Origin of the sequence: Vulcanococcus limneticus LL, from assembly GCF_943369875.1 — a bacterium.
GTDB classification, from domain to species: Bacteria; Cyanobacteriota; Cyanobacteriia; order PCC-6307; family Cyanobiaceae; genus Vulcanococcus; species Vulcanococcus limneticus_A.
In genome coordinates, this window is sequence record NZ_CALROT020000001.1 from 479,319 (window position 1) to 493,751 (window position 14,433).

A 14,433-nucleotide genomic window follows, 5' to 3' on the forward strand; every position below is an offset into this window, starting at 1 on the left:
TCTCATTCCGTCTTGCCGATGTCTGCCGTGGTCAGGATCGGCGCGACCGTTGTAGTCCAGGCGCGGCGGCAGCCGGGGTGTTTGGCCTCACAGCGTGCCAGCCACGCCGGAATCACAGCATGGCGTGAAATCTGATGCAAGAGTTTGACATCGTCTCTGGTTGGTTCAACGCGGATCAGTCGCCGATGGGTGGAGCCACTGCAGCGGCCAGTGCTCAGGCAACGCTCCGATTCCTGCCGCAGCTCTTCCGAGAACCGCCACAGCTCCGCGTTGAACGCAGCGAAGCTCCTGGCCAGTTGCTGTTGTTGGTCGCTGGACAGCTTCGACCATACCTGACTGCCAATCGTGTAGCCATTCAGGCCGTAATGCATCGGCAGTGGCAGATAGTAGTTGGTGTGGTCTGTCCAGCCTGCGGCCATCGCAGATGCAGCGCTGGTGACTGCGCAATCGACAATCTGAGCTCGAAGAGCCGTTTCTGTGTCGTCGAAAGGTATCACTGCGGGGACACCACCAAGGCCTCTGATGATCTGGGCCAGTGAGCTGCTGGCCACGCGAACTGGACGGCCCTTGATGTCTTTCAGGCTCGCGATGCTGCTTCTACAGAACAGCACCTGGGGGCCAAAACTCCAGATCCCCAGCAGCTTGATTCCATACAGGCGATGCAGCTCATGATCGAGCCAGGGGCTGTAGGCATCGGTGACCTGGCGCGCCGTTGCAGCCGTGGACACCATGCCGGGCAGATCGATCCCCTCCAGGGCTGGGGCGGCGGCCGTGTTCTGCATGAACCGTAGGGAAGCCAGTCCAATCCGGTTAACGCGGAGGGCTTCCAGTTGATAGTTGTCCTTCAGGCCGAAGGCATTGGCTGGGATGTAAGCGATGCTCAGGGGCAAGCCTGTGCGCGCTGCCAGGGTGTGAAAGAAGGGAACTTCCTTCTCGGCCTGCAAACGGCCAACGGACTGGGGTTGCCCCAGGACAAGGATATCGATCGTGTTGCGGATCCGCCAGGCCCAATAGAACACGCTGCCGATGCTCAACAGCAGCAGAAGGCGGATCCAGATCGAATTAGAAGACGTCAGCGGGCGACCGGATGGGTGCCGACGGGTTGAGGCCTGTCGGTTGTCAGCTGACACAAGAACTTACAGGCTCGAGACTGTAACTCCGCCGCTCGCCGGCCAGTGCAGCCAGCCGGATCAGGGCAGCACCGCTGAGATTGAGCTTGCTGCAGAGGTTCCGCCGGTGCGTTTCCACCGTTCTCAGCGAGATATTGAGGATGCTGGCAATCATCTTGCTGGTCTTTGCCTCCCCCAGGAGAAGCAACACCTCCAGCTCGCGCTTGGTGAGTTGCGCCAGGACTGCTTCCAGATCGGAAACGGCCGGTGTGAGGGTCGGCAGCAGGTTCCGCACTTCGTCGAGCAGGGTCTCGATACCTTGGTTCTTATCCAGGATGGCGGTGACCATCTCCTTCAGCTCTGCTGGCCGAACCACGGTGCTTGCAAAGGACGAGAGCACGAACACCTGGGCCGACGGATTGAGCTGTTGCAGGGCGAAGGCCACGTCAAATCCGTCGCCATCCGGCAGGGCCATATCCAGAATCAGCAGGTCGGGCTGGAACGACGAGCAGGCCGCGATCCCTTCCGCCACCGACGGCGCGCTGGCCACGACGATCTGTTCCTGCCACTGTTCCAACAGGCCAACCAGCAGCTGGCGCAGGATCGTCTGATCTTCCACGATGAGGCACCTGATCGTTGCGCCAGAAGCAGTCATGCGTGGGCTGCTGACATCGAGCGCTCGTACCCGCTAACAAGGAAGTGCAGTTTTTGCATTCTAGGCGATGGCCTGAGTCGCCAGCCGACATCGTGCCGACTTGTGCTTAGTTGCCGCTCTGGTTCAGCCAGGCCTCCATCCAGGCCTCGAGCTGGGCGTCCCCTTCCAGTTGATACAGCCGTGGTGGCACCACGGGATCGTTGAGGCTGGCGGCCTCGAAACGTTCCACGCGCAGAATCACCCAGTCCCCCGCTGCCAGCTGCACGGGTTCCCGCAGCTTGCCTGGCGGGGAACTCCTCACCATGTCGGCAAGGGCCGGGGGCAGCTCGATCAGCGGTCGATGGCCCCACTGGCCCGCCTGGCGCTGGGGTTGATCACGGCAGTAGCGCTCGGCGAGCTCCTGCACAGTGGCCTCGCCCTCCTGGAGCTGCAGGTAGAGCTCGCGGGCCAGGCCCTCATCCTCCAGGCGGAGCAAGGCGATGCTGGCCTGATCGAGCTGGTTCTTGTGCTTGAGAAACAGCGCTTCCTGGCTGTGGGCCCAGCGCTGGCTGCACCACTGCCTCCAGCGCTGCGGACGGCTGAGCATGGCGATGAGCTCCGCTTCGCTGAGATGGCGCTGGCGCAACCAGCTGGCCTGTTTCTCCGGGGGCAACGTCTGGCGCTGCCAGAAGTCACGGAGCAGGGCCTGTTGTTGCTGCTCATCCGGAAGGGGGATCTGGTCGTCGGCTAACGACTGTTCGATCAGCTCCACTCGCAGGGCCTGGCGCAGCACGCCGCTGCGGGCCAGGGTGGCGCGGTGCCCATTCAGCCAGCTCAGGGTCATCGGGCGCTCGCCTCCAAGCGACTCTCGAGCAGCTGCTGCCGCTGGGCGCGCCACGCGTCTGCGGCTTGTCGATCGCCGAGGGTCTGTTCAATCGCGGCCAGGTTGGCCAGCCAGCTGGGTTGATAGGGGTGGAGCTGCACCGATCGACGCATCGCCTCTTTGGCCGCCGGTAGATCTCCCAACAGGGCCAGGGCCGCGCCATGGAAGTGGTGGGCGGCGGCGTGCTGCGGCTGATGCGTCAGCAGCTGCGCAAACCGATAGCGGGCCAATTCGGCCTGGCCTGCCTGAAGGGCTGCCATGCCGGCGCCAAACAGGCCAGGCTCCGCGTCTGGCAGCGGCAGTGGGGGGGGATCAGCGGGCAGTGGTGCCGCCAGGGTGGCGTCCAGGTCATCGAGCTGGCCGGCGTAGCGACGCCAGCGGGCCTTCGAGCTGGTGTACACCGGCTGGCGCACCTGCCAGACGCTGGCGGTGCGGACGGAGCGCTCCAGCTGCTGAAAGTCCAGCACCTGGGGCTCCCAGTCCAGGTCGAGGTGCGCGAGCAGGCGCCGAGCCCAGGCCTCGGTGTCGTCCACCAGATCCTCGTAGGGCACCTCGAGGATCTGACCGGGGAAGAGCCGGTGCCAGTGGGCCATCAGCCTGTCGTGATCGCGCAGTTGTTCACCGATCCAGCGCAGGTCGTAGGCGAAGCCCATGCCGCCGAACTTGGCGGCGTAGTCGGTGATGTAGTTGGAGATGGCGATGTCGCGCGCGTCGCGGCGCAGGTGCACGATCGCGGCGTTGGGGAAGAGCAGCTTGATCAGGCCGATGTGCTGGAAGTTGTGGGGCAGCTTGTCGATCACGCGGGCGCTGCCCCTGGGGGCGAGGGCTTCCAGGCCGCTGAGCAACCTGGCGGCGTGCCGCTTCAGGTCCGTTGCGGTGAGATCGCTGACGCAGTCGGGATAGCCGCAAACGCTGCCGAGGTGCAGCTCCCAGGCGAGCAGGCGCTGGATCAGCTCGCCGATCTGGGAGAGTTCACCGGCGCCGTGCACCTGGCTGTGGCCGGCGAGAATCTGCTCCACCAGCGTGGTGCCGGATCGCGGCATGCCGAGCACGAACACCGGCAGGCGGGAGGGGTGCCCCCAATCGCGGCGGGCATCCAGGAAAGCCTGGGAGAAGCGGGCAATCGCGGCGTCAACGCTGCGGCGATGGGCGGCAGGGTCGTAAACGAGCAGCGCCTTGGAGGCCTCATTGGCTTCGCGGGCCAGGGCGAAGGCCCGTTGCGGCTGCTTCTGACGATCCCAGGCGGCGGCGAGGGTGAAGAGCACGCCGGTGCGAACCCGGCCCTCCAGGCTGGGTTGCCGCGCGGCGCGCTCCATCTGCTCGAGCACGGCGGGATCATCCGGCAGTTCGCGGGCGTGGATCAGCTGACTCCACCCCTGCAGCGGTGCGGTGCTGCGCAGCAGGCGGAACTGCTCGAGTGCCTCCGGCAGGCGCCCCTGCTGCAGCAGCAGATGCCCCAAGCCAGACAGGGCGGGCACCAGGCTGGGGGCGAGGGCCAACGCCTCGAGCCAGGCCTGCTCGGCGGCGGCCGTGTCGCCACTCTCCGCCAGCACGTGGGCATGGGCGGTGAGGGCCAGGGCCCGCAGCGGTGGTTCGGCCTCGGCCGACAGCGCAAGGGCACGATCAGCGGCCTGGCGCGCGCCAGCGGATGGGATGCCGCGTTGGCCCAGTTGGCCCAGTTGGGCCAGGCGGGCCCAGAGGGCCACATTGGTGGGATCGCTGTCGATCGCCTGGCGCAACAGCCGATCGGCTTCCGCCAGCCGCCCCCTGAGCTGGGCCAGATCGGCCGCCGCCAGCAGCAGCGGCGTGGCGGGGCTCACCCGGGTTCCAGCCTCCTGCAGCAGCTGGGCTGCGGCATCGTGGCGGCCGACGCTGGCCAGGGTGACGGCCCGGGCAATCAGGATCTGCGGATCCGCACTGGTTTCGGGCAGCAGATCGAGCGCGGCCTGGCCCTGGCCCAGTTCGAGCAGGGCCTCCGCCAGGGAGCGCAGGCCGAGCGCGTGATCGTGGCGCACCAGTTCCAAGGCGGCGCGCAAGGGTGCGAGCGCCTCTTCGGCGCGGCCGCTGAGGGTGAGGGCACGGCCGAGGTTGAGGTGATCGGAACCTGGATCGCTGCTGTTGCCCGCCACGGCGGCCTGCAGGGCCGGCAGGGCGAGCTTGAGTTGGCCAAGGGCCAACAGTGCGGCACCGGCCAGGCTCGCCGCATCCGCCGGTGCGGCAGGCCAGTCGTACTGGAGATGGGGCAGGGCCTGGCGTGGCTGGCCGCTTTGGATCAATGAAGCTGCCAATCGTGCTCGCCCGATTGGATCGAGCGGCACGACTGATGGTTGTGTGCTGACGGACTCGGTCGGGATGATCACCGGATCAGGTGAACTCAGGCCAACTGACGATGATTTGGTCTTGGCTGACGACCGTGCTTACATCTGATGTATTGTAGCCGAACACGCAGACAGCATTCTGTTCATTGTTAAAGACGTTGATTGCGCCTATGGCTCGGCCAGAAGTCGGTTGGCCCCAGTCTGCCACCATATAGACAGAACCTGTACCTGCAGGACGGCTAGCAGTAGGTGCTTTCAGATTTTCAACAAGCAAGGTCTTTATTAGGCCTTGGGAGTCCGAGGCAACTGTTCCTACGACATTTCGAACGGCTTGGTTGCCAGTTTTTTGACCATAGGCGTCAACCATGTTTGCCAAGTCGAGCTCGATGCGGTCATCCGAGGTGAAACCGTGGAGATCCAGGCAGCCACCATCCAGTTGCCAGGCCTTGATGCGGATGTCGTCGGTGGCAAAATCAACTCCGTCAAGAGTGTATGAAGTTGTTCCGTTGAAGATGCTGTTCTGCTTCTGGTAATTCTCGTCTACAACTGTCTTGCTGATGCTGGTTTCACCTTCGTCAAGAACGCCATCCTGGTTGTCGTCGTACCAGGCACGACCGGGATTGGTGGCATCGCCCTTGCCATCGACCGAGATGAAGAGGTCAAGCTCGCTCAGCGCGATCTCCTGGACGCTGGACCAGTTGCCTTGCGTGTCGCCGGCCTGGACGTAGTAGGTGGGTTCTAGTGGCAGGGGTTCGAAGAAGATGGGTTGAAAGAAGTTGGGTAGCGCAAAGCTGAAATCCGCCAGCCCGTCGGTGGATGGATCCGTCAGGGTTTCAAAGTCGTTCACGGCTGATCCCACACCAGCGGCCGTCATGGTGATCTTGCCGGAGCTGTCGATGCTGAAATAGCCATCCTCCGATATATCACCGTGGATCACTTCACCATCGAAGCTGACAAAGCGGTATTGGGTGACACCAACCTTGTCTGACACCGTGCTGCTGATGTCGGCGACAAGTCCATCGACTCTCTGGTTCTCCCTGTAGCTGAAGCTGTAGTCGGCATCCTGACTGAAGGCGGGTGCCGTGCTGTCCACTGCATTCAGCGTGATCGTTTGCGAAGACGACCAGTTGCCCTGCGCGTCACCGGCTTGCAGGAGGTAAGTGTGAGAGGTCTGGGTCTGGATGTCGTTCACTGCGGCGGCGGCGCCTGCATACTTGATGCTGATCTTGCCAGTGCTATCGATGCTGAAATAGCCATCGGACGTTCTAGCGCCGTAGATCGTCTGGCCGTCGGTGCTGACAAAACGGAATTGCGTGACGACGCCGGAGTTGTCTCCCACCAGTGTTGACGTAATCTCGGCAACAACGTCATTGGCAACGTTGTTCTCGTTGTAGTTGAAGCTGTAGTCGATACCGACGCCCTGATTGAAGACCGGTGGCTTGTCGTCCAGCTCATTCAGCGTGATCTGCTGAGCACTCGACCAGTTGTCCTTCGCATCACCGGCCTGTACGTAATAGGTGTGTTGATCTCCCTCGCCGCTTCCATATTGTGCGACCACATCATCCCAGCCGGCATCCGTAATGCTGACCTTGCCAGAATTATTGATACTGAAAAAGCCGTCCTCCGTTGTGGACCCGATGACCGTCTGACCGTCTGCGCTGACAAATCGGTATTGGGTGACGCCAACATTGTCTGTCGCGGTCGTGATCTCAGCGACGACGGCGTTGGCGTCTACGGTCTCCTTGTAGTTGAAGCTGTAGATCCCGCCCTGGCTGAAGGTTGGCGCCGTGGTGTCCACAAACGGATCGGCTTCGGCGTTGAGCTTGATGCCACCAGTGCCGTTCACGGAGGTGGCACGGATGCCCAGGGTGATGTCGGCCAGGGACTCCTGTGACTCGAGGAAGGCCAGGGAGCCGGCATCGAGGGTGATGCTCTGGGTTTCGCCTGCCGTGAGGAATGTGATTTTAGTCGTACCCGCTGAGCCCAGCCCCACCGTGCTGAGCCTGGTCATCTCATCCCAGGTGATCGTGTTGCCGTCCGCATCTACGGAGCCGGCACCTGTCATCTTCAGGGACGAGAGGTTGTTGGTGAGGCTGGTGTCACCCTCCTTGAGGCTGTCGCCATCGGAGAACCAGAGGGCATTGAGATCCATCGAGCCCTCGATCATGTGGACCGATGCGGCGCCGCTGTCGTCAATGGTGACGACAAAGTTAAGGCCGCTCCCTGCAGTCCCGAAGGTCCAGGTGGTCATGACGGAGGGTTGCCCGATGTTCCACCAGTTCACCAGTGGCGGGCTCCCGAGCGCATCGCAAAGACTCGGTATTTTTGGGAGGGAGCCAGCGGCGGTGGCCCCACCACCACGGCCAGCGTCAGTCCAGTCGCTGGCCGCTGGCGGCCGCGAAGCGCAGTTCGTCCTCCGGGCGCCAGCTCACCTGCAGCGCGTCGCCGGGTGTGAGGCCCGCCTCCGCCAGCAGCAGCAGTTCGCCGCGGCTGGTGTCCAGCCAGAGCAGCTGCTGGCTCCCCTGCCACTCGCGCCGCAGCAACCGTGCCGGCAGCCCGTTGCTCTCCACCAGGCGCAGCTGTTCCGGGCGGATGGCCAACTGCACGCCGCCTTCGCTGGCCAGCAGGTTGATGCCGGGGCGGCCGAGGAAGCGGGCCACGAACAGGTTGGCGGGGCGCTGATACAGCTCCTGGGGGGTGCCCACCTGCTGCAGCACGCCACCCTCGAGCACGGCGATGCGATCGGCCAGGCCCATGGCCTCCTGCTGGTCGTGGGTCACATGGATCACGGGGTGGCCGGCCCGGTGCAGCAGGGCCCGCAGCTCCGGCCGCAGCTGATCGCGCAGCTGGGCATCGAGATTGCTCATCGGCTCATCCAGCAGCATCAGCCGCGGCTGCCGCAGCAGAGCCCGCGCCAGGGCCACCCGCTGGCGCTGGCCGCCCGAGAGCTGGGCCGGCCGGCGCCGCTCCAGGCCCTCCAGTTGCAACAGGGCCAGCACCTCGGCGATCCGCTGCCGCCGTTCCGGCGCCGGTACGCGCCGCACCTCCAGGCCCAGCTCCAGGTTGGCCCACACGCTCAGGTGCGGATAGAGCGCGTAGCTCTGGAACACCATCGCCACCTGGCGTTCACCCGCCGGGCGGTGGGTCACGTCCTCGCCGTCCAGCCGGATGCGGCCGCCGCTCACCGGATCGAGCCCGGCCAGCAGCCGCAGGGTGGTGGTCTTGCCGCAGCCGCTTGGCCCCAGCAGCGCCAGGCTTTCGCCCGGCGCCACCGACAGGCTGAGGCCCTCCAACAGCAGGCGATCGCCGACGCGGCGGCTCAGGTGTTCGCAGTGCAGTCCGGCTGTGGTCATCCCTTCACCGCCCCCTGGGTGAGGCCGCTCACGATCTGGCGCTGGAACACGAGCACCAGGGCCAGCAGCGGCAGGCCGCCGAGCACCGTGGCCGCCGCAAACGCGCCGTAGGGCACCGCATACACCGAGGAGCCGGCGATGCGGGCCATCGCCACCGGCAGGGTGAGCAGGTCATTGCGGCTGATCCAGGTGAGGGCGATCGGGTACTCGTTCCAGCTGAACAGGAACACCAGGATTGCCGTGCTGGCGATGGCCGGCGCCAGCAGGGGCAGAAGCACCCGGTGCAGGCGCTGCCAGAGGTTGAGGCCCTCCAGTCGGGCGGCATCCTCCAGTTCGGTCGGCAGATCGGCGAAGGCCGCCCGCAGCAGCAGCACCGCCAGCGGCAGCGACAGGCCTGCATAGGGCAGGGCCAGCGCCAGCAGCTGGTTGCCCCAGCCCAGGGCCCGCGCCAGCTCCAGCAGGGCCAGAAACAGCAGCACGTAGGGGAACATCGCCGCCGCCAGCAGCAGCAGGCTGATGCCACCGCGCAGGGCCGGCCGCTGCCGCTGCAGCCCGTAGGCGGCCGGGATGGCCAGCAGCAGCGTCAGCCCCGTGCTGGCCGCCCCCACCAGGGAGCTGTTGAACAGATAGCGCCAGAAGGGGGGATTCCCCTGCAGCACCTGGCGGTAGTTGGCGAGGGTCCAGCCCTGTAGCCAGGCCGCCGGCCCCTGCAGCACCAGCGCCTCCGGCGTGCGCAGCGAGGTGAGCAGCTGCCAGAGCAGGGGCAGCAGGCTCCAGGTGAGGGCCGCCAGCAGCGGCAGGGCGATGGGCATGGGGCCTCGGGTGGTGGAGGTCATGGCGTCAGCTGGGGTGTTACCTCAGCCGCTTCCGCCAGGCGGCGGCGCAGGGCCTGGCTCAGCAGCACCAGGGCGCTGAGGCCGAGCACCAGCGCGAACATGCCGAGCATCACGGTGGCCGCGTAGCCGAAATCGAGGAAGCGCATCGCGTTCAGGTAGGCGTAGAGCGCCAGGCTCTCGGTGCTGCTGGCGGGCCCACCCCCCGTGAGCACCTGGATCAGGTCGAACACCCCCAGGGCCTGGGCCAGGCGGAACAGGGCGGCCAACAGCAGGTAGGGCGCCAGCAGGGGCAGGGTGAGCCGGCGCAGTCGCTGCCAGGGGCCGGCCCCCTCCAGCACCAGGGCCTCCTCCAGCTCGGGCGGGATCGCCTGCAGGCCCGCCAGCAGCAGCAGGGCCACGAAGGGCGTGGTCTTCCACACGTCCGCCAGCACCGTGAACAGCCAGGTGGTGGCGGGGGTGGAGAGGAAGCCGTAGGAGCTGCCGCCCAGCCCTTGAATCAGGCGGTTCAGGGGCCCGAAGGGATCGTTGAGGATCCAGCGCCAGCCCAGGGCCATCACGGTGGTGGGCAGGGCCCAGGGCAGCAGCACCGCCGCCCGCACCAGGCCCCGGCGCGGCAGGGGCCGGTGCATCAGCATCGCCAGGACGAGTCCGAGCAGGAGCTCCAGCGCCAGCGACAGGCCGGCGAAGCGCAGGGTCTGGGCGGCGTCCTGCCAGAAGCGCCCATCGGCCAGCAGCCGCTGCCAGTTGGCGCCGCCGTTGGGCACCGGCACCAGGCCGGTGAGCACCGAGCTGGCCTGCAGGCTCAGCCAGCCGTAGCGCAGCAGCGGCCAGAGGAACACGCCGAGCACCAGGGCCAGGGCCGGGAGCAGCAGCAGGGTCATGGCCGCCTCATGCCGCTGGCCCCGCCGACTGAAGGATCAGCGTGCTCTGGCGCTGGGCTTCGGCCATGGCCGTCTCCGCCGTGCCGGAGCCGGTGATCAGCCCCGAGAGCTGGCGCTGCAGCACATCGCTCAGCTGGGCGTAGACCGGTGTGAGCGGCCGCAGGGCCGTGCGTTCCAGGGCCTGGCGCAACACCGGCAGCAGCGGCAGCCGCTGCTGCAGCTGGGGATCGTCGAGCAGCGACTGCCACACGGGGGTGTAGCCGAAGCGTTCGGCCAGATCCCGGCTGGTGGGCTCGCTGGTGAACCAGCGCATCACGGCCGCCGCCTGCTGCGGATGGGCGCTGCCCCGCAGCATCGAGAAGCCCCAGCTGCCCTGGGTGCCGTCGCCCAGGCTCACCACCCCCACCCGGCCGGCCACGGCACTGCCGGGCTTCTGCAGCTCGGCCCAGGCATAGGGCCAGTTGCGCATGAACGCGGCCTCACCGGCGCCGAAGATCTGCAGCGACTCCGACTCCGACACGTTGGCCACCGCCGCCGGCGTGACGCCCTGGCGCACCAGATCCCCCAGCCAGCGGGCGGCGGCGATGGCGGCCGGGCTGTCGAGGGCGGCCTGGTCTCGGCCGCCTGGGCTCGCCTGCAGCCACGCGCCGCCGAAGGCCCGCAGCACCTCCAGGAACACGCAGCTCAGGCCCTCGTACTGGCGTCCCTGCCACACATAGCCCCAGCTCACCTTGCCCTTGGCCTTCAGGTCGGCGGCGGTGGCCGCCAGCTCCTGCAGGCTGCGGGGCGGGGCGTCCATCAGATCGGTGCGCCAGTAGAACAGGCCCATGTCCGCCAGCAGCGGCAGGCGCCAGAGGTGGCCGCCGAAGGCATTGCCCAGCTGGGCGCCGGCGGCCATGCCCTCCATGGCGTCCTCGCCCAGCAGCCGCTCCAGCGGCTCCAGCCAGCCGGCGGCGGCGTACTTGGGCGTCCAGGTGACGTCCATCAGCAGCAGGTCGTAGGGGGTGTCCCCCAGCAGCAGGCTGCTGATGGCCAGGTCGGAGAGGGCCTCGGTGTCGAGCGGGCCGCGGGTCACGGCGATCTGCAGATCGCGGTGCCCGCGGTTGAAGGCCGCCACCAGCGGCGCGGTGGCATCGGCGAAGGGCGCCGGCATCAGCACCGAAACCTCCACGGGCCGGGGCCGTGCCAGCCCGACAACCCCCCAGAGCACCAGGGCGAGCGCGCACAGCGAAGCGGTCAGCGCCCGCAGGCGCCGACCGCCGAAGCCGATTGGTGGGGGCTGAGGGCCAGCCGGCAAGCGATCAGAGGCCGCGCTCCATCAGCTTGCCCATCAGATCGCAACTGCGCTGCTGGAACCCGGCCAGCTGGTTGGGTTCCAGGCCGCCCACGGCCAGCCGCGCCGTCTCGTAGAGGTGGCGGCTGAGGTCGTCGGCCAGCTGCTGGCTGGGGGAGCTGGCGCCGGCACCGGTGATCACCGATCCGGCCGAGAGCTTGAGCAGCCCCTCCACCAGCGGGTGCTTGCGGTTCACCAGCAGCACGTGGTGGTCGGGCAGGCCGGGCAGGCGCTGCTCCATCAGGGCACCCATGTCGTTGAGGCGGCGCATCTGCTCGGGCAGCAGGATCAGGGCGGCGGGGGCGTTGTCGCCCTTGAGGGCCTGCACCTGGATCGTCACCTTGTCGTCGGCCAGGGCGCCCTTGAACAGATCCCGCAGCTTCTCGGAGCTGTCCTTGCCGTCGGCGTCGGCCAGCTCGCTCTCCTGCTCCTGCAGCGAGTCGTCGAGTTCGCTGTCGACCCGCTGGAACTTCAGCTCGCTGTGGCGGTATTCCAGCCAGGGGATGAACTGGGTGTCGATGAAGGTGTCGGCCAGCAGCACCTCGGCCCCCTGCCCCTTCCACAGCGCCAGGGCCCCGGCCTGGCCGGCCTCATCGGTGCAGTAGAGGATGCGCTTGTCGTTGGCGGCCTCCAGGCGGCTGCGGTAGCCCGCCAGGGTGGTGTAGGCCTTGCCGGCCTCGCCCGGGATCGGATCGGGGTTGGCCAGTTCGGCCTCGCCGCCCTCCTGGGCGGGGGCGGTGGTGCCGAACAGCACCAGATCGGCCACCTGCTCGGCGAACTTGTCGTCCTCCATGGCGCCGATCTTGATGAAGGGGGCCAGGGATTCCCAGATCTCGGCGTAGCGCTTGGGTTCGTCCCGGTGCAGCTGCTTGAGGCGGTCGCCCACCTTCTTGGCCACGAAGCCGCCGATCGAGCGCACGCGACGGTCGGTCTGCAGGGCCGAGCGGCTCACGTTGAGGGGGATGTCGGGCGAATCGATCACGCCGCGCAGGGGCAGCAGGTAGCGGGGCACCACCTCCTTGATCGAGTCCGACACAAACACGTTGTTGCAGTAGAGCCGGATCTCACCCTTCTCCCAGTCGGCACGGCCGGTGGACTTGGGGAAGAACAGGATGCCCTGCAGGTTGTAGGGGTAGTCGGTGTTGAGGTGCACCCAAAGCAGCGGGTCGCCCTGGAAGGGGTAGAGGTAGCGGTAGAGCTCGATGTAGTCGTTGTCGGTGAGGTCGCGGGGGCTCTGGCGCCAGGGGGCCTCCCGCTTGTTCACCGTTTCACCGTCCAGCTGCACCGCCACCGGCAGGAAGTCGCAGTAGGTGGTGATCAGGGTGCGGATGCGGGAGGGCTCGATGTATTCGAGTTCCTCCTCCATCAGGTGCAGGATCACATCGGTGCCGGGCTCACTGCGCTCGGCCCCCTCCAGGCTGAAGTTGGGGGAGCCGTCGCAGCTCCAGCGCACGGCCTCGCTGCCCTCGCGGGCGGAGCGGCTCACCAGCTCCACCTGCTTGGCCACCATGAAGCTGGAGTAGAAGCCCAGGCCGAAGTGGCCGATGATCGCGTCGCTCTCCTGCTTGTACTTCTCCAGGAAGTCTTCGGCGCTGGAGAAGGCCACCTGGTTGATGTAGCGCTTCACCTCCTCGGCCGTCATCCCGATGCCGTTGTCGGAGATGGTGAGGGTCTTGGCCTCGCGGTCGATGCGGATCTGGATCTGGCCTTCGGGGCCCTCCGTGCAGTCGCCGGCCATGGCGGCCATGCGCCGCTTGCTGATGGCATCGACGCCGTTGCTCACCAATTCCCGCAGGAACACCTCGTGGCCGGAATAGACGGCCTTCTTGATGATCGGGAAGATGTTCTCGGTGTGGATCTGGATCTGGCCCTGTTCTTCCAGCACCGCCATGGCAGTTCTCGTGGGATCTGGGGGGACCGTAGGGGCCGCGGGCGACCCGCCTCAACGGCGGCGAGGGAGGGGTCTCCGAACACGGCGTGGCGGACGCGGTGGCGGACGCGAACCCCCTGGGCCCTACACGGCGGCCCCACAGGGCCTGGGCTGGGGATGGAGCATGGGGGTCAGGCGCCGGCGCAGGCGCCGCAGGCTGCGGCGCTCGGCGTTCTGCACCTGGTTCCTGTTGAGGCCCAGGGCCTGGGCCGTCTCCGTCAGGCTGTGGCCCTCGTCGCTGCCGAAGCGCAGCTGCAGCAGCCGCTGGTCGATCGGATCGAGGCCACGCAGCTGCTCGTGCAGCCAGGCGTAGGTGTCGCTGACCCCGGGGCTGTGGGGATCCGGGATGCTGTCGAGCAGGGTGGCGCCGTTCTCCAGCCCGTCCAGGCTGCGGTCGAGGGAGGCGGTGCTGCAGAGCTCGAGGGTGCGCAGGGCCGTGGTCACGCGGGCCTCGTCCTGTCCCAGGCGTTCGGCCAGGCCGCCGAGGCTCAGGCGCTGCGGCGAGCTGGCCTGCAGTCGCTGGGCCCGGAAGGCCAGCTGGATCATCTGGGTGGGCAGGCGGATGGCGCGCCCCAGTTCACTGATGCAGCGCCGCGCCGACTGGTCGATCCACCAGAAGGCGTAGGTGGAGAGCCGGTAGCCGCGGCTGGGGTCGTAGCGCTCCACGGCGCGGATCAGCCCGAGGTTGCCGGCCTGGATTAGGTCGAGCACGTCGAGCTGGAGGCTGCTGATGCGGTTCTGGTAGCGGCGGCACACCATCACCACCAGCCGCAGGTTCGCGGACACCATGCGGTTGCGGGCGCGGGTGCCGCGGCGCCGCAGGGCCGGCGGTGGCTCGGGGTGCTGGAGCCACTCCTGCACGATGGCGCCGAGGTGCAGCTCCTCCGCGGCCGTGAGCAGGGGGATGGTGCCGGCCTGGTTGAGGTAGTCGAGCAGGGCTTCACCGCGATGGGGGCGCGTCATGGCTGGGCTGGGCGGTCCAAGGGATCCATCGGCAGTGGTTGATCGGAGCTGACGCAGCCCAAGCTCCGCACCCGTCACCACGGGGCGGGCGCCCAGCCCTTCGGCTGGATACAGGGATCACAGGGGAACCAGGGTGATCTCAGGGGTCCGTTCAGCCCTGAGCGCCGTCCTGTCTCACCGTACGAAGCGCGGC

11 protein-coding genes are annotated in these 14,433 nt (G+C 67.1%); all 11 read right to left on the minus strand.

Translation table 11 applies throughout. The annotated features are described in order from the left end of the window. Positions 1 to 2 precede the first annotated feature (2 nt). The 11 genes from dctP to ACLV7J_RS02390 all read right to left on the minus strand — a co-directional run bounded on the left by dctP (position 3) and on the right by ACLV7J_RS02390 (position 14,240). The gene (gene dctP / locus ACLV7J_RS02340) at positions 3 to 1,034 is read right to left on the minus strand and encodes a TRAP transporter substrate-binding protein DctP (protein ID WP_411867502.1); all 1,032 of its coding nucleotides are present in this window, start codon (positions 1,032 to 1,034) and stop codon (positions 3 to 5) included. Positions 1,035 to 1,119: 85 nt separating this feature from the next. Next, on the minus strand, positions 1,120 to 1,728 hold the full coding sequence (locus ACLV7J_RS02345) for a response regulator (RefSeq protein WP_411867503.1): 609 nt from the start codon (positions 1,726 to 1,728) through the stop codon (positions 1,120 to 1,122). Positions 1,729 to 1,870: 142 nt separating this feature from the next. Continuing rightward, a complete protein-coding gene (locus ACLV7J_RS02350; protein WP_411867504.1) occupies positions 1,871 to 2,587 on the minus strand; it encodes a peptidylprolyl isomerase in 717 nt (238 codons plus the stop codon). Continuing rightward, positions 2,584 to 4,902 (minus strand): sulfotransferase, encoded by a 2,319-nt coding sequence (locus ACLV7J_RS02355; protein ID WP_411867505.1) that lies wholly within the window; start codon positions 4,900 to 4,902, stop codon positions 2,584 to 2,586. The genes ACLV7J_RS02350 and ACLV7J_RS02355 overlap by 4 nt, the downstream gene beginning before the upstream one ends. An 88-nt stretch (positions 4,903 to 4,990) precedes the next feature. Then, entirely contained in the window at positions 4,991 to 7,195 is a 2,205-nt protein-coding gene (locus tag ACLV7J_RS02360; protein ID WP_411867506.1) for a hypothetical protein, read from the minus strand. A 118-nt stretch (positions 7,196 to 7,313) separates the two neighbouring features. After that, the gene (locus tag ACLV7J_RS02365) at positions 7,314 to 8,297 is read right to left on the minus strand and encodes an ABC transporter ATP-binding protein (RefSeq protein WP_411867507.1); all 984 of its coding nucleotides are present in this window, start codon (positions 8,295 to 8,297) and stop codon (positions 7,314 to 7,316) included. After that, positions 8,294 to 9,133, minus strand: a complete 840-nt coding sequence (locus tag ACLV7J_RS02370) for a carbohydrate ABC transporter permease (protein WP_411867508.1) — start codon at positions 9,131 to 9,133, stop codon at positions 8,294 to 8,296. The genes ACLV7J_RS02365 and ACLV7J_RS02370 overlap by 4 nt, the downstream gene beginning before the upstream one ends. Beyond that, positions 9,130 to 10,014 (minus strand): carbohydrate ABC transporter permease, encoded by an 885-nt coding sequence (locus ACLV7J_RS02375; RefSeq protein ID WP_411867509.1) that lies wholly within the window; start codon positions 10,012 to 10,014, stop codon positions 9,130 to 9,132. Before ACLV7J_RS02375 ends, ACLV7J_RS02370 begins: the two co-directional genes overlap by 4 nt. A gap of 7 nt (positions 10,015 to 10,021) precedes the next feature. Continuing rightward, complete coding sequence (locus tag ACLV7J_RS02380) at positions 10,022 to 11,185, minus strand: extracellular solute-binding protein (RefSeq protein ID WP_411867510.1); 1,164 nt, start codon at positions 11,183 to 11,185, stop codon at positions 10,022 to 10,024. Positions 11,186 to 11,315: 130 nt separating this feature from the next. Continuing rightward, positions 11,316 to 13,238, minus strand: coding sequence for a molecular chaperone HtpG (htpG, locus tag ACLV7J_RS02385; protein ID WP_411867511.1), 1,923 nt, complete (start codon positions 13,236 to 13,238; stop codon positions 11,316 to 11,318). Between the two features lie 123 nt (positions 13,239 to 13,361). Continuing rightward, positions 13,362 to 14,240: a sigma-70 family RNA polymerase sigma factor gene (locus tag ACLV7J_RS02390; RefSeq protein WP_411867512.1), complete on the minus strand. Its 879-nt coding sequence runs from the start codon at positions 14,238 to 14,240 to the stop codon at positions 13,362 to 13,364. Positions 14,241 to 14,433 lie beyond the last annotated feature (193 nt).

Excerpts from the sequence above, each read along its gene's own strand:
- htpG (WP_411867511.1), bottom strand. The coding sequence starts at position 13,238 with ATGGCGGTGCTGGAAGAACAGGGCCAGATCCAGATCCACACCGAGAAC.
- ACLV7J_RS02360 (WP_411867506.1), bottom strand. The coding sequence starts at position 7,195 with ATGACCACCTGGACCTTCGGGACTGCAGGGAGCGGCCTTAACTTTGTC.
- ACLV7J_RS02375 (WP_411867509.1), bottom strand. The coding sequence starts at position 10,014 with ATGACCCTGCTGCTGCTCCCGGCCCTGGCCCTGGTGCTCGGCGTGTTC.
- ACLV7J_RS02390 (WP_411867512.1), bottom strand. The coding sequence starts at position 14,240 with ATGACGCGCCCCCATCGCGGTGAAGCCCTGCTCGACTACCTCAACCAG.
- ACLV7J_RS02350 (WP_411867504.1), bottom strand. The coding sequence starts at position 2,587 with ATGACCCTGAGCTGGCTGAATGGGCACCGCGCCACCCTGGCCCGCAGC.
- ACLV7J_RS02370 (WP_411867508.1), bottom strand. The coding sequence starts at position 9,133 with ATGACCTCCACCACCCGAGGCCCCATGCCCATCGCCCTGCCGCTGCTG.
- ACLV7J_RS02365 (WP_411867507.1), bottom strand. The coding sequence starts at position 8,297 with ATGACCACAGCCGGACTGCACTGCGAACACCTGAGCCGCCGCGTCGGC.